Below are 19,650 nucleotides of genomic sequence, written 5' to 3'. Positions count from 1 at the left end.
AATTCAAATTAGAATTTTAATGAAACGCTTGCGTGGAAGTAACGACCTAGAGTGTCGTAGTAACCAGCAACTGCGTTACCATTTGTAGATAATGTACCGCCTACTAGTGGTGGCTCTTTATCTAATACGTTGTTCACACCAACAAGTACGCGAGTGTAATCATTGATAGTGAATGAACCTTTAAGGTCAAGGTAGCTTTGTGAACCAATGCCGTCTTGAACTAAAGTGTCAGAACCTGTGTAGTCATTAACTGCACTGAAGTAACGCCATTTAGCAGTAGCTTTCCACCAGCTACCTGTGTCGTAGCTTGCAGTTAGAACATGACGCCATTCTGGTTGTGGGAAACAGCCATTGTCTAGTGTATCAACACAGTCATACGGTTCACTTACACCTGGAATATCTTCATATTCTTTAGTCATCATGTAAGTACCGATTAGGCTTGTAGAAAGTGTACCACCGCCGATTTCCATGTCATAGTTAGCACTTAAATCAACACCTTCAAAATGAATGTTACCTAAGTTAGTGTTTGTTGCTACAACTTGACCAGAACCAATCCATAAGCTGCCGCTACCAGGAGTACGTTCAATCTTATCACAGAATTGAGCATCGCCTGTTAGACCACACTGACGAACGATTAACTCTGGGTCAATTGCACCGATTGCATCTTCAAGGTCGATATCCCAGTAATCGATTGAGAAGTTAAAGCTCTCAAATGGGTTACCAACAACACCTAGAGTGATTGTATCTGCGATTTCAGGGCTTAGATCAGGGTTACCACCGAAGAAACCGTTATACTGATCTGCAGGGCTCTTACCTACGTTACCGTATTGAGACGCTGTAATACCTGTATTAGCACAAGCTGCTTGGCTAAGTTCTGGAGTTGCAGTCGCACATGGATCTACACCTGCCCATAAACCTTGGCTTTGTTGAGCGAATAGCTCACCGTTGTTTGCAGAACGTACAGCACGGTTGTAGCTTGAACGGATTTTCCAGTTCTCAGTTACGTCCCAGTTCATTGCTACTTTATAAGTAGGCTCTGAACCTGAAGTACTGTAATCAGACCAACGATAACCTAAGTCAATTAATAGACTTTCAACACCAGTGATACCTTCAACGATAGGAATACTTAACTCACCGAAGAATTCAGTTACATCGTACTCACCGTTAAGGCTCTTAGTAGGACCACCTTGACCAAGTAATAGACCTTGTGCGTAAACTTCATCCGCTGTACGGCCAAATGTTTCTTCACGGTACTCAGCACCGAATACTGCAGCAAGTGGGTAATCTGAAGAAGGAAGACCAAATTCAAATTCACCTGTTACGAAGCCACTTACGATGAACTGTTCAGTAACACCGTTAAGAATCGCAGTACCAGTTAATGCGCCAGCTGATTCAGCAGAAACACCTTGGTATGTGAATACTTCGTAAGGGATACAGCCATCAGTTGCGGCACAGTCTTCACCATTTGCAGAAAGCGCAGTACTGATACGTGGACCGAAGAAGTCATTTTCGTATGCAGAAGATGAAGAAGTTGAACCATATTGCATGAACGCTTCATATGACCAAAGGTCACTGATTTCACCTTTACTACCTAGTACTAAGCGGAATGAGCTGTGCTCAAGTTGGTTAACACGTGGGCCACCTTCAACGTTACGCTTACCAATGTAAGTAGCAAATTGGTCACCAGAAGTTAAACCGAAACGGTCAGTTAGGTTTTGACGCTGTGCATCTGTAAGAAGAGGGCTATCGTAATCGATTACGTAGTTTTCATTAAAGAACGTACCCGATTCTGCGATTTGTGCAGAAGTACGGTCACGCATGAACATAGCTTCAATGAATGGGTGGAAGTTATCGTTTACTTCATAGTTAGCGAATAAGCCCATTGTGTGGCGCTCATCCGGACGCATAAAGTGGTTTACTGGTGCGTAGTTATAAACGTTACCGCTTGAAGGAATGAAGCTGCTATCAGAACCAAGTGTCCAGTAATCGTAATCATCCCAATCAAATGCGCCTGTGTCAGTTACACCTGAGATATAGAAGTTAGGAACTACCGCGTTACCAGAACCACCACACGCTGTACCTGCAGCATTAAGAGCACATGAAGAGTAATCACGTGCGCCTTGGCGTAATTCGTTTTGTTTGTTGTAAGTGAAATAACCTACAGCATGACCTTTACCGCTATCGAATGAACCACCTAAAGTAGCAGAGAAATCAAACGATGAACCGTCAAAGCCTGAGCTTCCATCAGGGTAATCAAAATCACGGTCATCCATTAAACCTTGGATGTACTCGTTGTCGTTATCGTGTTGATAAGCTGTTGAACCAAGGTTTACTTCGAAACCTTCGAACTGATCGTCCATCACGAAGTTTACAACACCCGCTACCGCGTCAGCACCGTAAGTTGATGAACCACCACCTGTCATAACGTCAACGCGTTTGATAAGTGCAGCTGGAATTTGGTTAATATCAGCAGACTGGCTGTAGATACCACCAGCTTGCATACGACGACCGTTGATAAGTACTAGAGTACGCTGTGAACCCATACCACGTAAATCAAGAGTAGCAGTACCAGAAGCACCATTTGATTGGAATGCAGTGCTTGAAGCTTCTAGTTGAGGCAAGCTATTCATCATGTCTTCAACACGAGTGAAACCAGCTACTTCGATTTCTTCAGCTGTTGTAACTTGTACTGGGCTTGCAGTTTCGATATCAGTACGTTTGATACGTGAACCTGTAACTTCAATACGTTCAACTTTTTCTACTGCTTCTTCTTCAGCAGCATAAGAGTTTACAGAAAACGCAGCTGTTGAAGCTGTACCAAAAGCAAGCGCTAAGCGAACTGCTTTTGAAACTTTATTATTTAACATTTGATTCTCCCTGGACCACTATATTGTGGCTATATTTAGCATAAGCTTGTTTATTATTTGTATCGCATCAGGACTGCGACAAACAAATAATAAACAAATAAAACAAAATATCCAGCCCTTTATTTACAATTTTTTAATGAAGCAGCAAAAAGTTTACTTTTTCTTGTTTTGTGGACAAAAAACACACAAATAAGCGTTTAAACTGAGCTTACCGATCATTCATCGCAACAAAGAGTCAAAAAAATGTTAATTTTTCTAAAAAAGCTGTATCTGACGGTCACTTAGTGACGAAACTTTAGTACCTAAATCAACAACAATCATTTCAGCTATTGGCAACAATTGTTTGTTAACATAAATGCCATAATCGTAATTATGGTGACCTGTGTAGTACTCAGCGCCGTTAGCGGTGTAAACATATTTAATTATTTGTCCACGCTGAAATGCAAGATGAGGATTGTCAGCTAAGTACTGTTTCGCTGCTTTAACGTGGGGAGGGATGTTTTTTTGGTAATCAGTTAAATGCTGACCCAGGCGTTTGCGATAGATTAACTTAGCGTCAAACTCACCTGCATATAGTTTTTTAACATACCTATCAAAGGCTTGAAAAATTAATTCTTGGCTATAATTTTCAGCAAATAATATCTCAAATAATTCTGTTTGAAACTCATGAGCAAGTTCTGTCCAATCACTCCTTACGGTTTCCATACCTTTAAAAACTAATTTTGAAGCACCATTTTTTTCGACTTTTCCTACATAACGCTTTTTTGAACCCATTGTTTTGCCTCTAATAGTGGGCATAAAAAATGGGCTATAGTGAGTTTCGTACTCAATTTCTAAAAAGCTGTCTATTTTATAGTCTTTCTGCAAAACCTGCTGCCAGCGTTTGTTAATTTTCTCCGCCAGTTTCGTACCGATTTCATTACAGTTTAGTAAATTTAGATCATCATCAAGCTTAACAAAGGTCGAATCTGTATCACCATAAATGACGTTGTAGCCCCACTCCTCTATCCATTGCTTAGTTGTTTGCATTATCTCATGGCCACGCAAAGTAATTGAACTCGACAATCTCGGGTCATAAAAGCGACAACCTTTAGAGCCAAGTACACCATATAAGCTATTCATGATGATTTTAATTGCCTGCGAGAGCATAGGTTGGTTTTTATCTTTGGCCATTTGCCTTGTTGCTGCAAGTTCACGAATAAGCTCAGGCAGATGGTGCTCAGTACGTGAAAACTGTGCTTGGTTAAAGCCATCGATTGCGTCATCTGGCTTTTTTAACCCTTCAACTAGACCAAGAGGGTCTATACAAAATGTACGCATTATTGATGGATAGAGGCTTTTGTAATCAAGCACCAGGATATTCTTGTAAAGGCCTGGCTGTGATGACATAACATAACCACCTGGGCTGTCAAAACTTAACCCATGATCGCCTAAATTAGGGGCTATATAGCCACTTCTATGCAATAGCGGTAGATAAAGATTAGTAAAGGCCGCTACTGAGCCGCCCATTCGTTCTAATTCAAGTCCGGTGAGTTGGCTTCTTACAACTGCAAAATCGAGTAACTTTAATTTCTCAAAAATCCGCAGAACTAAAATACAGTCTTGCCTGTTGTAATTAGCAAGAGACAGTTTGTCTTCATTAAACTGGCGAATAATTTCTTCAAGACGATTATCTGTGCTGATCAGCTTCGCTTCACCAAGTTCGATACTCGCTACATTGGCAAGACTGAAGCTGTCGTAGTGATAAGTGGCATTTTTTAAGGTATCAATACCATCAATAACTACGCGACCAGGCATTGTTATGCGAGTAATGTTTCCCGAGCGCACTCGCATTATTTCTTTGTTGCGACCAAGCTTTAGAGATATACCTAACGCCTCAGCTCTTGCGTGAAGCACACTGAAGTCAAATTCAATAACATTCCAACCAATCAGTACATCAGGATCAATTCGCTGAATTTCATTTTCAAACTGAGTAAGAAGATCTATTTCATCTTCACACCAATTGATTTGATAATCTAGATGAGCCGTTGGCTCTGGGCGCCCTATCATTAAGACTTTATCAATGCCTTTTCCGACTAAGCCAATAGAAAATAGTACGCCTTCGCCATTACACTCAATATCAATAGAAACATGTTTGAAAAAAGGTCTAAATTCATTGTTTGGTTTTAATTTAGCGTTCTTTAACAGTCGAAAACCGCTTCGTATTTGTATTTCACCTTTTACCCATACTGAGCCTTTAATGAAACGCTCCATCAAAAATCTGTCAATTGGCCTAACATCATCTTCAAAAGTAACTAGTTGTGAACTTTTTAAAACCTTAATGGCGCTGTAGTAATCTTTTAACGATTTAAAATAACAGCATATCACCGACTGATTTTGGAAGTTTTTTAGTTTGGCATCAGCAAAACGAGCATGAATGTTTTGATTTTGTAATAGTCGCTTTGCAGCAGTTACTTGGTTTTCAGGAATGAAAAATACCACCTCTTGGTGCTCAACCTGTACTTTTAAAGGGCCGTTTTCACACCAGAGCCAAAACACAAAACTAACACCTGATGAGCTATCAAACGCTTCTTTAGAAAGGATAAAACCTGTATCTGTAACCATTTACTTCAAATATCTATTACGGAAGGGGTATAGTACACCCTAACTACATAAAATTATAAGAGCCAATTATGAGCCCAATTGATGCGATTAATAACGCAAAGACACTCGTTGCTACAGAACCACATAAAGCTAAAGTTATGTTGTTAGAGGTACTCAATGAAAATCCAGAATATCACGATGGCTGGGCTTTACTTGCTAATATTCACAAACTACTGCAAGAGCATGAACAACAGCAAAGTGCACTCAAACAATATGAAATGATTCATTGGTTTAATAAACAATTAGACACGGCTAAACAACAATTAACCAATCAAAACCCTCTGCAAGCGCAGCAAACCATTCAGCAATTATTAAAATTAGTACCAAATGAATATAGAGCACTCGAAACGCTGGCTGAGATCGCATTTAAAGTGGGTGATAGCAAAGCTTACTTTGCAATATCAAAACATAACCTTGAGAACAACTCGCAAAAACAAACTGTTAAAGAAAGCTACTGTAAAGCCCTACTCAATACCAAGCAATTTGATGAGTTAATCTCTTTTTACCACTCTTCGATATCTTCACCGACATTATACATTGAGAGCCTATTAGCGATCGCTCATGTAAAATTAATGCAATTTGATGAAGCTACAACCATCTATAACAAGTTACTTGATGCAAACTATTACGCAGCCCAATGCCACCTTCGCCTTGGCAACATTGAAAAAATAAAAGGAAATACAGGGCTTGCAATTGATCACTACAAACAAGCACTGCAAATAGATAAAAGACTTGGTGAGGCTTACTGGAATTTAGCAAACTTAAAGACATACATTTTTGACAGTAAGGATGTAGACTTTCTAGAACAGCTCACGCAAGCTGCTAAGCCAAACCTTAATAGTGCTCAATTCTATTTTGCGCTCGCAAAGGCATATGAACAACAAGGTAACTTCAGCTTATCATTTGCGATGTTAGAAAAAGCGAACAGTATTCAAAAGTCACTAACTCCCTATAAGCCGAGTAATTTCACTTCTCGTTGCACGCAACATTTAACTCAAAAGCCAATGGCTCATAATGCATTTGATGAGTCGTTACAGCTGATTTTTATCGTCAGCTTACCCCGCAGTGGCTCTACCTTAGTTGAGCAAATTTTAGCAAGCCACCCTGATGTTGATGCAAGTTATGAATTAACAGAAATTAACGCAATTGCGCGAGAGCTTGAGAGTAAAAAACTCTCAGATGTACCTTATGGCCTTGATAAACTTTCAGAACAAGATAAGACTCATTATGCCGCAAGGTATTTAAATTTTATTGCTCCACTACGCGGAAAAAATAAGGTCTTTATCGACAAACAACCCGCAAATTTTCATCATATCGCATTAATAAAAACTCTATTTCCAAACGCTAAAATTCTCGAAGTAACAAGAGATAAAGCCGCAACAGCATGGAGTTTATACAAGCATTCTTTTTCTGAGGGCCACGCCTATAGCTACGATTTCAAATCGCTTGCACAATATATAAATGATTACGCAGATTTAATGTCGCACTGGCACGCTCTTTATCCAGATGAAATCTTCAACGTTGACTATCAAAACCTTGTTAATGATTTTTCCAATACAGTTTCTGAGTTGCTTGATTATTGTAGTTTAGAAATGCATGAAAGCTGCATGAGCTTTTATAATCATCAGCGTCCGATAATGACACCAAGCTCAGAGCAAGTAAGACAACCGATTTACAAAGATGCTTTAACGCAATGGACAAATTATAAAGTTCACTTAGAGCCGCTATTGAAGCTAATAAAATAATAATCAAACAAGTCGCTTGTAGTTGCCCGGTTAAATCTCTAAAATTCATTACTGTAATTATATACATACTTTAGGTTTTCTGGGCATGCTTTCTGACTCTTTAAAAAAAACAATTCGGCAAATTCATAAGCATGTTGCTGATAACCTCACCGATTATCGCCCTCGAAGCAGTCAAAACTATTTAGTTGCCGAGATAGCAAAAACTCTGGCTGGCGAGTATCACAAGAGCCAACGAATTTGTGTTATTGAGGCAGGCACAGGGACCGGCAAGTCGTTGGCGTATTGTTTAGGGGCATTGCCTTTAGCGATGGCCAAGAAAAAGAAATTAGTGATTTCGACGGCAACCGTTGCCCTACAAGAGCAGTTAATTAGTAAGGAGCTGCCTTTTTTTAAAGAGCACTCTGGCCTAGACATCAAGTTTGATTTAGTGAAAGGTCGACAACGTTATATCTGTGCACAAAAACTCAGTGCCGCCGTTAATGGCGACAGTCAAACGCAAATGGAGTTTATGCCGACCCTGTCATCGCCGCTATCTGATATGGAAACCAAATGCTTAAAGCAACTTTATGATGCTTATTCAAAAAAGCAATGGCAAGGTGACCGCGATAGCTGGGCTGATACCATCCCTGATAAAGTGTGGAATTTAATTGCCTGTGATAAGCATTCATGCCAACGACAAATGCGCGCTCATCAGCTCTGCCCTTTTCATATGGCACGTCAGCGTCTTATGCAAATGGATGTGCTAGTGATCAACCATTCTTTATTACTGGCTGATCTTGATTTGGGTGGCGGTAAAATTCTACCTGAGCCTGACGATACAATTTATGTAATCGATGAAGCGCACCATTTAGCGCACATCACCCGCGATTTCTCTTCTGCTGCAGCAACCATTAAAGGCACTATAGACTGGCTCGACAAGCTGGTTAAATTTGCTGGTAAAATGGCTAATGTGCTCGTAGGTCAAAAAGCGATTGGGCAAAATTTTAAGCTCAGTGACAGTATCAATGATGCTGGTAAAAACTTAAAAGTGGTGCGTGATATTCTTGATAACGCAGACTTTAACTATAACAGTGATGACACCTATCGTTTTGAGCACGGTGAAATCCCAGCATCTTTACATACCAAAGCAAAAGATATTAGCGATGCCACCCTTGATGCCCTAAGAGCACTCAACAAGATGCACGATACCCTAGTGCAAGACGTAAGTGATGGCGATATAAAACCTTATGTGGCCGATCCAATCTTGGCTGAAAGTGGTCAGTACATTAATCGTCTAGAGTTATTAAACAAGCTGTGGTTTAGTTACGCCACAAAAGGCGAAGGTATTCCCCATGCGCGATGGATAAAACGCTTAGAATATAAGAACTATCACGACCATTTACTCAGTGATTGCCCTATTGAAGTTGGCTATTACCTAAAAGATAAATTATGGAATCAATGCGCGGGTGCCGTACTTTGTTCAGCCACCTTAACTGCATTGGGTTCATTTGATCACTTTGCCTATGAATGCGGTCTTGCCAAAGAAGAAGGCGTAAAATACATAAAAGTCCCTTCTCCGTTTGATTACCCAAAACAAGCGACGTTGCATATTCCTGCCAGTCATATTGAGCCGACCGATAAAGCGTTTAGCGACCACTTGGCTGAGCAATTACCTAAGTTCCTTGATGATAAAAAAGCAAATTTGGTGTTGTTTGCCTCTTATTGGCAAATGGATCATGTTGTTAAAGCGCTGCGTAGCAAAGGAATTGAGGTCTTAGTGCAAGGTGAAATGTCTCGTGAAGCTCTGCTTAAAAAGCATAAAGCCAATGTAGATTTAGGCCGTGCTAGCTATTTATTTGGCACTCAAAGTTTATCTGAGGGTCTTGATTTACCGGGTAAGTACCTAGAAAACCTGGTAATTACAAAAATTCCATTTGCGGTACCCACCTCACCAATAGAAGAAGCGCAGGCTGAGTTTGTGCAAAGCAAAGGTGGCAATCCGTTTCTTTCGATAACCGTACCTGATGCGGCAAAGAAATTAGTACAAAGCTGTGGTAGACTGCTGCGCAAAGAAAATGATCAGGGTCGCATTACTATCCTTGATCGCCGTTTAGTGACCAAGCGATATGGCAAAGCCATGCTCGATACCTTGCCACCTTTTAAAAGACAAATTGATTATTAATGTTTGAATTAGCTTTAGACCCAGCAACCTGGGCACTATTATGCGCAGTCGCACTGGCAGCGGGCTTTATTGATGCAATTGCAGGCGGTGGCGGGATGTTAACTGTGCCAGCGCTATTAACTGCAGGCTTGCCGCCCCACCTCACCTTAGGCACCAATAAACTTGCAGCGAGTTTTGGCTCATTGACGGCCAGCGTGACTTATTTTCGTAAAAAGTTGTTCAACCCACGGTTTTGGGCTGCGTCCATTTTAGCAACAGCCATTGGTGCACTCATAGGTACTTTAGTGGTTGATTACTTAAGTATTGAATTTTTAAATAAATTACTACCAGTGGTGATTATTTTAGTTGCTTGTTACAGCTTATTTGGCAGCTTAAGTACAACTGAGCATAACGAGCTACCAGAGCTAGATGGTAAAACTAAAGTTAAACAATGGCTGCAAGGTCTTGGACTTGGTTTTTTTGATGGTTTAGCAGGCCCAGGAACTGGTACCTTTTGGACCGCATCAAATAGCCTATTATATAAAATGAGCTTATTGCTTAACTGTGGCCTTGCCCGCTCAATGAACTTTGTTTCAAACTTTATTTCTTTAATCACATTCGTGGCGCTTGGCCATGTGAACTTTTTACTTGGTATTACAATGGGCTTTTTCTTGATGCTTGGAGCATGGTTAGGAGCACATTCAGCAATTAAGTTTGGTGGTAAAATGATCCGCCCAGTGTTTAACACTGTGGTTATAGTGTTAGCGTTAAAGTTGATCTATGAGGCTTATTTATAAATGCAATCGACTGCTTTTGATAAACTACGTTCACAAATTGAAAGGCTCAAACAATTAGCCACACAATTTGATAAGGGTAAGTTATTTGCTAAAAACCGCTATATGCAAGCCCAACCAAGTTTGTTTGATAAAGCCGTGTTTAGCACAAAAAGTATGAAGCTGGCTGACTACGTAAGCGAAATCGAAGATGAACTAAACAGCCTGCCGCCTGCTGAGCATCGCCATGCTTACCAATATGCGCTTGAGCGCATTACCCTTCAGGTAGAAGCGGTATTTAATGTAATCAAATCAACCCCAGTTTGGGCTAAAGAAAATAAGTATAGTTTTAAGCCAAAAGCTAAGCCACAGGTTTATAAGCAAGCAGTTAAAAAAATCATGCAGTCATCCCATGAACTGTATGACGAACTAAAACAAAACCATGAGTTTGAACGCCGGTTAGTATTGATGATCGAAGAGCGAAAACTAAAACTTGAAGCTGCAAATACACAGCAAGCAGCCGAAATTAACAAAGAAATACTCGCATTACACGCAAGACTTGGCCGTTGTCGTAAGGCAATTTCTGCCACTGAAGACAAAATTCAACAGGTCGAGAAACAGCAGCTGAGATAATGTTTTACTACCATCCAAGTTATTCAGCGTTAGCTTTACCTGAGCGTCACCGCTTTCCCATTGATAAATATCGTTTGTTAAAAAAGCTTGTCAGCAACTTTATTGATGAGCAGCACTTCATTACCCCACAACAAGCCACTAAAGCGCAGCTTACTCTGTGCCATAACCCCGACTATGTCGACGCATTTTTAGCTGGTAGTCTTGATAGCAAAGCAATTAAAAAAATGGGCTTTCCTTGGTCCACTGAATTGGTTGAACGAACACTTTACTCTGTTGGGGCGAGTATTCAAGGCGCTGAGTTTGCCATACAACAGGGTGCTGCTTTTAACCTAAGTGGTGGTTATCATCATGCTTTTACGGGATATGGTAGTGGCTTTTGTATTTTTAATGACTTAGCGATAGCTGCTGCACACTTGATTGATACTGAGCAAGCCGACACCGTATTAATCTTTGACTGTGACGTTCACCAAGGAGACGGCACAGCTGAAGTTACGCAACTACATCCTCAAATAATTAGCTGCTCAATTCATTGTCAGCAAAACTTCCCGCGTATTAAGCAGCAATCAAACTACGATTTTGCTTTAGAGCATGGCACTTCAGATGCAGAATACCTGGAGACAGTCAAACAAGCTTTAGCCCTAACAACTAGACTCCACCAGCCAGATATCATTTTGTATAACGCCGGCGCAGACATCGCAACAGATGACGAGTTAGGGCACTTTCAAGTGAGTTTAGAGGGAGTGTATCAACGTGACTATTTTGTATTAAACCAAGCAAAGGAAGCTGATATCCCAGTGTTTGCAGCTATGGGCGGTGGCTATCAACGAAATGTAAGCCGTTTGGTTGATGTTCACGGTCAGCTTTTTAGGGCTGCTGTCGATTTATTTTAAAGCTTGGTATACACTTAAAAAGACTTTTTAATTAGGCTCACTCTGTATGAAATTGCATGACGACATTCACAACTACTATGAAAAATTAGTTGTCGAAGACATCACTAAGCGCAACTTAGAATCAACCTATAGTGATGATGTTATGGCAGATTTATGCTGCACCGTATTAAATCAACTGCCAGCCCGCTACATCCGCTACGATGTCGATATGGAATTTTACTTACCACAAACAGAGCGTATTAAAATGGAGCAACAAGTGCAAACTGCTATCGATGTGGCCATCAGCCAAGTTGCTAAGAAAAAGGAACTGCAAAAATGAGCAATGAGTTAGAAAGCGCACCTAACTATATAAAAATTGCTGTTGATCTCATTATGCTCTTAGAGCAAAACGACGTTCCCGCCGAAGATGTATTAGCAGCTTTAGAAATCGTAAAGTCTGATTTCGAAAAGAAACTGCCACAATCAACTGATTAATAGTCCGAAAATGGCGAGTATTGGGGCATAAATTTGATATGCTCAGGTTTTATAATTTAAGAATGTAAAACCATGTCATTGCCAAGTTTATTACGCTTATTCATCCTTGCTGCTATTTGGGGCGCTTCCTTCTTATTTATGCGCATGGCAGCGAATAGCTTAGGCCCTGCGGTATTAATTGAGTTAAGAGTTGGTTTTGCAGCAATAACACTGTTTATTTTTGCGTTGTACTTACGCAAGAAACTTGCGTTCGCGACCCACAAAAAGCATTTTTTCATTATTGGCGCGCTTAATTCTGCTATTCCTTTTTTATTGTTTGCCTATGCAGCACAAACCATCAATGCCTCCACTTTATCCATATTAAACTCAACAACGCCAATTTGGGGTGCCATAGTCGGTATTATTTGGAGTAAAACAAAACCCACTAAAAGTATGCTGCTTGGTTTGCTATTAGGCTTAACGGGCGTAGCCATTTTAGTAGGTCAAAATAGCCTCACTATCGACAGCCAAGCTATCACGGCCATTGTTGCAGCATTGTGTGCTTCACTCAGCTACGCCATCGCATCCCATTACACTAAACATGCACCTAAGTTATCTGCTTTTGATAATGCCCATGGCAGTATGTGGGCGGCGAGTATCATGGTACTGCCGCTTATTTTTGTTATTCCTGCCAGAGAAATGCCAACTAACGTAGTGATGCTTGGTGTGGTGGCACTCGGAGTACTGTGTACTGCAGTAGCATATATCTTGTTCTTTCGTTTGATTGATGACATTGGCCCAACCTCTGCATTGACTGTTACTTTTTTGATTCCACTTTTTGGCATAGTGTGGGGAAATTTAATTTTAGATGAGCAAATTGGTCCCAATACCTTAGTTGGCGCACTGTGTGTTATCGCAGGTACCATGCTCGTTACAGGCTTTATTCGCATCAAGCCATTTCTAAAACGAAACACCTTGTAACAGAATGCAAATTGCATTTTTAAATACAATCTATATTCTGTTAGATACTAAAAAAGGAAGGAGAAGTGTATGTCAGGTACTACCATGGTGGTGTTAATCGTGCTGATATCAGTCGGCTCTGGTGTAATTTATGATATGTATAAAAAACACCTTGAGTTTAAATCACGAACTTTAAAAAATTCAAAAGAAGCAAACGAACATGTAGCCGAAGTAACAAAGGAGTTGCAAGAGCTAAGAGAGCGTGTACAAACCCTCGAAGCCATTGTCACTGACTCTAGCTACAACGTAAAACAAGAGATTAATAAACTTTAATTAAGTTAACTCTAATTAAGACAATAATGCACTGTATTGTTCAAGCACTGGCTGATAATAATCGGCGTCTTGATTTAACATGCGTTGGTAATGAGCACATAACTGCTTTAAATATGTTTGGTGCTCTTTATTTGTTAGCTGCCACATTGAGTGCCCGACTCGAGTGATCTGTTGCGAGGATGACGCACTCATGGCAATAACTTCATAAAATCGTTTGTTTTCACACACTAACTGCTCAGAGACGAGCCCCAATGGCAGTGTTTGTATATAGCTACGAACTTGATAACTGTGATGCACTGGGCAAACAATAAAGTCGATGTGCGTATTTGGCTGTTGGCTTACAATCTTCGCTAAGAACTGCACTAACAACTCACCCCCCACTCCAGCAATAATAACAAGATGGCGTTTTTTAGGATCTGGTGAAATCATTGCCACATCTTGGCAATGTACCTGCCAACGGCCGCGTTGCTCTCTTTTAGCAAAACGTTCGAGTTTATCACCTAGTGCCTGCATTAACTCAGGCACAATATCAACAAAATGTATAAGCGGTGCTTTATCTTGCTGTAGCAGCTCAATGCCTAACAAACCGTGATCACAGCAACAATCCCAGATTTCGTCATAACCAGAATCTACCACATCAATGATGGCTGATAGTCGTTTACTCAGTGCCATTAGTTTGCTGTTTTATAAACTAACGCTTTTAAGCTGCGATCACTGTCTACTTCAATAAAACCATCGGTAGGAGCTAATCGCTCAACAAAACTAATTGCTCCTTGTGTATGATCGCTAATGAGGTCTTTAAACGCCTGCTCTGAAAGCTCAGGGCTATTGGCACACAGTAATAATTGGGTGTTTTCATTTAACAGCTCAGGTAAACGACGCAAGATTTTTTGATAATCCTTGGTCAATATAAAGCTGCCCTTTTGAAAGCTCGGTGGATCAACAATGATTAATTCATACGGCGCTGATTTTTTTAGTTTACCGAATGATTTTAAAATATCGTGCGGAAAATAACTAACCCCTTGAGCAAAACCATTTAACTGATGGTTTTGTTTACCAGTTCGCAGCACCCCTTTATTCATATCCATATTAATAACTTGGTCAGCACCGCCTTGCATTGCTGCAACAGAGAAGCCACACGTGTATGAAAATAGGTTGAGCACTTTTGCATTTTTACTATTGGCTTGAACAAACTCTCGGCCACGGCGCATATCAGGGAAAATCCCAGTATTTTGGCGACTCAATAAATCGACTTTAAACTTAATACCATTTTCACTGACATGGTGCTCTTGGGGTAATTCACCAAACATCAGGGCATTACGAGTGTTAATGCCGCTACGTTGTTGGTAAACCAATGCACTTACAAGCTCTGGCGCATTCTGTTGCGCCCATTGCCACAGGGTATCAGTTAATTGCGCTAGCACTTGTTCATCTATTTCTTCATATGAAACTAAAAAAAGTGCTGGCGGATAAAAGTCTAAGTTTATGTGGCTCAGCTCAGCGACTGAGTGACCACGGCCATGGAATACACGACATAATTCATTAGCATCAAGTGGAGCCTCTGCTAAGGCATTTAAAATGGCAGAAAAATCGTTTGTCATCATCTTTAGTTAATTAACTGTTGTTGTAATTCGTGAATTTCATCACGCACAGACGCCGCTTTTTCAAACTCAAGATCGCTAGCATAAGCATGCATTTTCGCTTCAAGGGTTTTGATTTGGCTAGCAATATCTTTCGCGCTGAGCACTTGTTTAGACTCTTTACGCACCAACTTAAGGTTATCTTTCGGACTTGCCTCTTCACCCACATCCATAATATCGGTGATACTTTTAACCAGTGCTTGCGGCTCTATACCATGCTCAAGGTTATAAGCTTGTTGTTTTTCACGGCGACGGTCTGTTTCATCAATGGCTTGTCGCATCGAGTTAGTTATGCGGTCGCCATACAGAATCGCTTTACCATTTAAGTGACGCGCAGCACGACCAATGGTTTGAATAAGTGAGCGAGTCGAACGTAAGAAGCCTTCTTTATCAGCATCAAGTATCGCAACAAGTGAAACCTCTGGCATGTCGAGACCTTCTCGCAATAAGTTAATGCCCACTAACACATCAAACACACCGGCACGTAAATCACGGATAATTTCGACTCGTTCAACGGTGTCGATGTCTGAGTGCAAGTAGCGAACTTTTACATCATGGTCGTTGAGATAGTCGGTTAAATCTTCTGCCATGCGCTTAGTTAAAGTAGTAACAAGTACCCGCTCGTTCACTTCAACTCGTTTATAGATCTCAGAAAGTAAGTCATCAACCTGGGTGCCCACAGGGCGCACTTCAATTTCAGGGTCTATAAGCCCGGTTGGACGAATGACCTGCTCAGCAACCTCCCCTGATGAGCGCTCAAGCTCAAAGTCACCAGGTGTTGCCGACACATAAATAGTTTGCGGCGCAATGGCTTCAAATTCTTCAAAACGTAATGGGCGGTTATCTAATGCCGATGGCAAGCGAAAGCCATACTCAACAAGATTTTCTTTACGGCTTCTGTCGCCTTTATACATAGCACCAATTTGCGACACAGTAACGTGTGATTCATCAATAATCATCAATGCATCATCAGGTAAGTAATCTAATAATGTCGGAGGTGGATCGCCCGGTGTTCTACCTGATAAGTAACGCGAGTAGTTTTCAATGCCTGAGCAATAACCAAGCTCGGTCATCATTTCAATATCGTACTGGGTGCGCTGAGCAATACGCTGCTCTTCTACAAGCTTGTTGGCACTAAGTAGCTGAGCTCGGCGGTCTTTAAGCTCATCTTTAATTTTATCAATGGCATCAAGAATTTTTTCACGGGGTGTTACATAGTGGGTTTTCGGATAAATAGTCGCGCGTACAATGTGCTTTTCAACAGCCCCCGTAAGCGGATCAAAAATACTTAAGCGCTCAATTTCATCGTCAAACATTTCCACACGAACTGCGTAAGTATCCGATTCAGCAGGAAATATATCGACCACTTCACCACGTACACGATAAGTACCACGGCTAAATTCAATATCGTTTCGAGTATATTGCAGTTCAGCAAGACGACGCAGCATATCGCGCTGATCGACGGTTTCACCCACTTTAAGCAAGAGCATCATCTTCATGTATGAGTCAGGGTCGCCCAAACCATAAATAGCAGACACCGAAGCCACAATAATGGTATCGCGTCGCTCAAGCAGCGCTTTGGTGGCACTTAAACGCATTTGTTCAATGTGCTCATTGATAGACGCATCTTTTTCAATAAAGGTATCGCTGGCAACAACGTAGGCTTCTGGCTGGTAATAATCGTAATAAGATACAAAATACTCAACCGCATTATGAGGGAAGAACTCTTTCATTTCGCCATAAAGCTGTGCAGCGAGTGTTTTGTTGTGTGCCATGATGATAGTTGGACGATTCAAATCATTAATAATATTGGCCATGGTGAAGGTTTTACCCGTTCCCGTAGCCCCTAATAATGTTTGATGCGCAAGCCCAGCCTCTAGGCCATCTTTTAATTGTGCGATTGCCGTTGGTTGGTCACCACTTGGCTGAAATTTCGAAACTAGTTGGAAATGGTCGCTCATGAATGACACTCCTTCATATATGACTCACTTAACCCATCAACTTCTTTGATAAACCATTTATAGGCAACCATTGCAGTAAATAAGTTACCAATCGCCGCACCAATAAATAAACCGGTTAAGCCTGCGATTTCGCTGCCTATATAAGCAAAAGGTACATAAAAAACAAACAGACGTACTACACTTAAAATCAGTGCATTCATTGGTTTATGCAGGGCATTAAATGAAGAGTTAGATAAAATAATCACCCCTTGCAAGCCATAACTCAATGGCAAGATATAAATGAATAACTTAATTACATCCATTACTGCTTGCTCTTTACCAAATACATCAGCGATAAAGCCAGAGGTTAACAGCAGTAAAATATAAATAGCGAACTGCCAAATCATCACGAATTTCAAGGTTTTTGTGTAGGCTCCTTTAACACGCTCAAACTTGCCTGCCCCAAAGTTTTGACTCACAAATGGCGGCAAGGTCATCGACAAAGCAAGCACCACAAGGCTTGCAATAGATTCAATTCGGCTTCCCACACCAAACGCCGCTACCGCTTCAGGACCATGTTTAGCCACTAATGCTGTCATGACCGCCATGGCAATAGGTGTCAGCATATTTGCGCCAGCCGCAGGTAAACCAATTTTAAGAATTTTACGAATCGAGCTAAGCGGCGTTTGTACACCAGCATGTAAACTCAATAGACCATTTTTTACCGCAAGGATGTATAAAATGATAACGACAGCAACTGACCATGCAATAACACTGGCAATAGCTGCGCCTTGAATACCTAATGCCGGAACAGGTCCAAAGCCAAAAATAAGTATAGGGTCTAAAATAGCATTAATCAGCCCTGCTCCCCCCATAACAATACTTGGCGTTTTAGTATCGCCACTGGCTCTAAGTACAGAGTTGCCAACCATAGGGGTAATTAGAAATACGCTGCCTAAGAACCACACACTCATATACTCATGAATAAGCGGTAAGACTAATTCGCCAGCACCCAATAACTTAAAGATCGGATCTATTAATAAATAACCTACTACAGATAAGCTAAACACCATCGCCACCGATACCAACAACGACATGCTGGCATCAAAACGTGCTTCATCTAACTTATCACTACCTAGTGCTTTAGCTATCACCGCAGAGGTACCTATCCCTAAACCAATTGCAAGGCTAATAACAGTAAAAGTAACAGGAAAGGTAAAACTGACAGCGGCGAGAGGCTCTGTACCTAACAAACTAATGAAGAAGGTATCAACCAAATTAAACATCATTAGGGTGATCATGCCAAAGATCATTGGGATGGTCATTTTTTTCAAGGTTGGCAGAATGGGTGAGTTTAAAAGATCAGGTTTAGTTTTGCTCTGCGGTTTCACGCTCATGGGAATACTTTGCCTCTTTTTCTGAACCTGTAAGTTTAAAGCATCCTTCTCTTGCAAGCTATGCTTTATTAACAGAATCAAAATTCATACACAAAACTATTACTTTTGGCGCTTTGACATAAAAATAACCACTAACCCTCATAAAAAACAATATAAAAACAAGTTTAATAGCTTTGTTACAATTAAAAGGCAGTATTCGCTGTTTTTTTACACAATAAATAGCGCCATTTCATCGTCACGAATAAATTTACTCATCAATTCAGCAAGGCTTCAGATAAAAACACTAACACATTGATTTAAAATGAATTAAAAAAAGTGAATTAAATACTTGAAATTGCTGTAGCCCTCGAAAATCCTAGCACTATAGCTGTTCTTAAAGTTTAATAAACAGAGTTATCCACAGAAACCGTGGATAACTCTCTAGAAGCCGCAAATATAAAGGCTTTTAAGGCTAGCCTGAAACGCACAATACTATAAATAGCAAAGCATCTTGTTTTAACCGTTTTATAAGTTTAGTGAAAAGAAGGCGCAAAAAATGTTCTACAGCAACGTGAACTTAAGTATGACAATTAAAATACAAGGAAAGATTACAAGCTAACCATCTGATAAAAAGAACTAAAATTACCTTGTGTATAATTGAAGCCAACTAATTTTAGAATTTTCTATCAAAAATCGGGGAAGCCTACCTTTACCTCATTAAGGAAATACACGAAAAAATATCAGGAGTGGGAACTGCCACGAAAAGAATTAGATCTATTTTTTGCCATCCGAAAAAAACATTACATAAATAGTGATTTCCTCGATTTGGTAAAGAATGACTTAGCAAATAAACCTTTTTTATATTTTTGAAAAATGACTCAGCTCAAAAAGCATGCAAAAAAGTGATGCATTCGACATAGATCCCCCGCTGCTAAGCAAAAAATGTTGAGCTTTTCAGCCACATTTTGCTCAGATCGAACATAAAAACATCGAATAAGCTTCTTTTTTGAATTTATGAAGTTTTTATGTTGACACTTTGCAATGCTGTCATTAATATTTCGCCCCGTTGAAAGGCATGACGCTTCCCCCTTAGCTCAGTTGGTTAGAGCGACGGACTGTTAATCCGCAGGTCCCCCGTTCGAGTCGGGGAGGGGGAGCCAAGTTTATGAATATGATTGTTCCCCCTTAGCTCAGTTGGTTAGAGCGACGGACTGTTAATCCGCAGGTCCCCCGTTCGAGTCGGGGAGGGGGAGCCAA

15 protein-coding genes and 2 tRNA genes are annotated in these 19,650 nt (G+C 40.6%); 11 read left to right on the top strand and 6 right to left on the bottom strand.

Features of this window, described 5'->3' with window-relative positions; genetic code table 11:
* Positions 1-8: 8 nt before the first annotated feature.
* On the bottom strand, positions 9-2,867 hold the full coding sequence (locus EXT43_RS08375; RefSeq protein WP_058583752.1) for a TonB-dependent receptor: 2,859 nt from the start codon (positions 2,865-2,867) through the stop codon (positions 9-11).
* Positions 2,868-3,122: 255 nt separating this feature from the next.
* Complete coding sequence (locus EXT43_RS08370) at positions 3,123-5,471, bottom strand: DNA polymerase II (RefSeq protein WP_130166768.1); 2,349 nt, start codon at positions 5,469-5,471, stop codon at positions 3,123-3,125.
* A gap of 68 nt (positions 5,472-5,539) precedes the next feature.
* Between EXT43_RS08370 and EXT43_RS08365 the strand changes: the two genes are divergently transcribed.
* From EXT43_RS08365 to EXT43_RS08325, 9 genes are all read left to right on the top strand, one after another.
* The gene (locus EXT43_RS08365) at positions 5,540-7,255 is read left to right on the top strand and encodes a tetratricopeptide repeat-containing sulfotransferase family protein (RefSeq protein WP_062567011.1); all 1,716 of its coding nucleotides are present in this window, start codon (positions 5,540-5,542) and stop codon (positions 7,253-7,255) included.
* A gap of 85 nt (positions 7,256-7,340) precedes the next feature.
* Entirely contained in the window at positions 7,341-9,416 is a 2,076-nt protein-coding gene (gene dinG / locus EXT43_RS08360; RefSeq protein WP_130166767.1) for an ATP-dependent DNA helicase DinG, read from the top strand.
* Positions 9,416-10,192 carry a TSUP family transporter gene (locus EXT43_RS08355; RefSeq protein ID WP_062567012.1) on the top strand — a complete coding sequence of 259 codons (777 nt, stop codon included), beginning with the start codon at positions 9,416-9,418 and terminating at the stop codon, positions 10,190-10,192. Before dinG ends, EXT43_RS08355 begins: the two co-directional genes overlap by 1 nt.
* Positions 10,193-10,801: a primosomal replication protein gene (locus EXT43_RS08350; RefSeq protein WP_130166766.1), complete on the top strand. Its 609-nt coding sequence runs from the start codon at positions 10,193-10,195 to the stop codon at positions 10,799-10,801. It begins immediately after the preceding gene.
* Entirely contained in the window at positions 10,798-11,691 is an 894-nt protein-coding gene (locus EXT43_RS08345; RefSeq protein WP_171037167.1) for a histone deacetylase, read from the top strand. The genes EXT43_RS08350 and EXT43_RS08345 overlap by 4 nt, the downstream gene beginning before the upstream one ends.
* Before the next feature lie 46 nt (positions 11,692-11,737).
* Complete coding sequence (locus tag EXT43_RS08340; protein ID WP_062567015.1) at positions 11,738-12,010, top strand: late competence development ComFB family protein; 273 nt, start codon at positions 11,738-11,740, stop codon at positions 12,008-12,010.
* The gene (locus tag EXT43_RS08335; protein WP_082710998.1) at positions 12,007-12,165 is read left to right on the top strand and encodes a YbaM family protein; all 159 of its coding nucleotides are present in this window, start codon (positions 12,007-12,009) and stop codon (positions 12,163-12,165) included. The genes EXT43_RS08340 and EXT43_RS08335 overlap by 4 nt, the downstream gene beginning before the upstream one ends.
* Before the next feature lie 72 nt (positions 12,166-12,237).
* Positions 12,238-13,125, top strand: a complete 888-nt coding sequence (locus tag EXT43_RS08330) for a DMT family transporter (protein WP_130166765.1) — start codon at positions 12,238-12,240, stop codon at positions 13,123-13,125.
* 69 nt (positions 13,126-13,194) lie between these two features.
* Positions 13,195-13,437: a hypothetical protein gene (locus EXT43_RS08325; RefSeq protein ID WP_058583760.1), complete on the top strand. Its 243-nt coding sequence runs from the start codon at positions 13,195-13,197 to the stop codon at positions 13,435-13,437.
* Between the two features lie 15 nt (positions 13,438-13,452).
* Here the strand turns inward: EXT43_RS08325 and EXT43_RS08320 are convergent, their stop codons facing one another.
* The 4 genes from EXT43_RS08320 to EXT43_RS08305 are packed head-to-tail and all read right to left on the bottom strand — an operon-like array spanning position 13,453 to position 18,414.
* Positions 13,453-14,109 (bottom strand): tRNA (adenine(22)-N(1))-methyltransferase TrmK, encoded by a 657-nt coding sequence (locus EXT43_RS08320; protein ID WP_130166764.1) that lies wholly within the window; start codon positions 14,107-14,109, stop codon positions 13,453-13,455.
* Positions 14,109-15,038, bottom strand: a complete 930-nt coding sequence (locus tag EXT43_RS08315) for a class I SAM-dependent methyltransferase (protein ID WP_130166784.1) — start codon at positions 15,036-15,038, stop codon at positions 14,109-14,111. Before EXT43_RS08315 ends, EXT43_RS08320 begins: the two co-directional genes overlap by 1 nt.
* A gap of 5 nt (positions 15,039-15,043) precedes the next feature.
* The gene (gene uvrB / locus EXT43_RS08310) at positions 15,044-17,038 is read right to left on the bottom strand and encodes an excinuclease ABC subunit UvrB (RefSeq protein ID WP_130166763.1); all 1,995 of its coding nucleotides are present in this window, start codon (positions 17,036-17,038) and stop codon (positions 15,044-15,046) included.
* Positions 17,035-18,414, bottom strand: coding sequence for an MATE family efflux transporter (locus EXT43_RS08305; RefSeq protein ID WP_130166762.1), 1,380 nt, complete (start codon positions 18,412-18,414; stop codon positions 17,035-17,037). Before EXT43_RS08305 ends, uvrB begins: the two co-directional genes overlap by 4 nt.
* Before the next feature lie 1,062 nt (positions 18,415-19,476).
* Between EXT43_RS08305 and EXT43_RS08300 the strand changes: the two genes are divergently transcribed.
* Positions 19,477-19,553, top strand: a tRNA-Asn gene (locus EXT43_RS08300).
* A gap of 19 nt (positions 19,554-19,572) precedes the next feature.
* Positions 19,573-19,649 (top strand) — tRNA-Asn (locus EXT43_RS08295).
* Position 19,650 lies beyond the last annotated feature (1 nt).

The sequence above is a fragment of the Pseudoalteromonas sp. CO109Y genome (genome assembly GCF_004208935.1).
Taxonomy (GTDB): Bacteria; Pseudomonadota; Gammaproteobacteria; order Enterobacterales; family Alteromonadaceae; genus Pseudoalteromonas; species Pseudoalteromonas shioyasakiensis.
Note: the sequence above shows the minus strand (reverse complement) of the source record. Positions and strands in the feature narration are given on the sequence as shown.

Bases quoted from the DNA above. Each gene is read 5' to 3' on its own strand.
- EXT43_RS08375 (WP_058583752.1), bottom strand. From the start codon at position 2,867: ATGTTAAATAATAAAGTTTCAAAAGCAGTTCGCTTAGCGCTTGCTTTT.
- EXT43_RS08370 (WP_130166768.1), bottom strand. From the start codon at position 5,471: ATGGTTACAGATACAGGTTTTATCCTTTCTAAAGAAGCGTTTGATAGC.
- EXT43_RS08365 (WP_062567011.1), top strand. From the start codon at position 5,540: ATGAGCCCAATTGATGCGATTAATAACGCAAAGACACTCGTTGCTACA.
- dinG (WP_130166767.1), top strand. From the start codon at position 7,341: ATGCTTTCTGACTCTTTAAAAAAAACAATTCGGCAAATTCATAAGCAT.
- EXT43_RS08355 (WP_062567012.1), top strand. From the start codon at position 9,416: ATGTTTGAATTAGCTTTAGACCCAGCAACCTGGGCACTATTATGCGCA.
- EXT43_RS08350 (WP_130166766.1), top strand. From the start codon at position 10,193: ATGCAATCGACTGCTTTTGATAAACTACGTTCACAAATTGAAAGGCTC.
- EXT43_RS08340 (WP_062567015.1), top strand. From the start codon at position 11,738: ATGAAATTGCATGACGACATTCACAACTACTATGAAAAATTAGTTGTC.
- EXT43_RS08335 (WP_082710998.1), top strand. From the start codon at position 12,007: ATGAGCAATGAGTTAGAAAGCGCACCTAACTATATAAAAATTGCTGTT.
- EXT43_RS08330 (WP_130166765.1), top strand. From the start codon at position 12,238: ATGTCATTGCCAAGTTTATTACGCTTATTCATCCTTGCTGCTATTTGG.
- EXT43_RS08325 (WP_058583760.1), top strand. From the start codon at position 13,195: ATGTCAGGTACTACCATGGTGGTGTTAATCGTGCTGATATCAGTCGGC.
- EXT43_RS08320 (WP_130166764.1), bottom strand. From the start codon at position 14,109: ATGGCACTGAGTAAACGACTATCAGCCATCATTGATGTGGTAGATTCT.
- EXT43_RS08315 (WP_130166784.1), bottom strand. From the start codon at position 15,038: ATGACAAACGATTTTTCTGCCATTTTAAATGCCTTAGCAGAGGCTCCA.
- uvrB (WP_130166763.1), bottom strand. From the start codon at position 17,038: ATGAGCGACCATTTCCAACTAGTTTCGAAATTTCAGCCAAGTGGTGAC.
- EXT43_RS08305 (WP_130166762.1), bottom strand. From the start codon at position 18,414: ATGAGCGTGAAACCGCAGAGCAAAACTAAACCTGATCTTTTAAACTCA.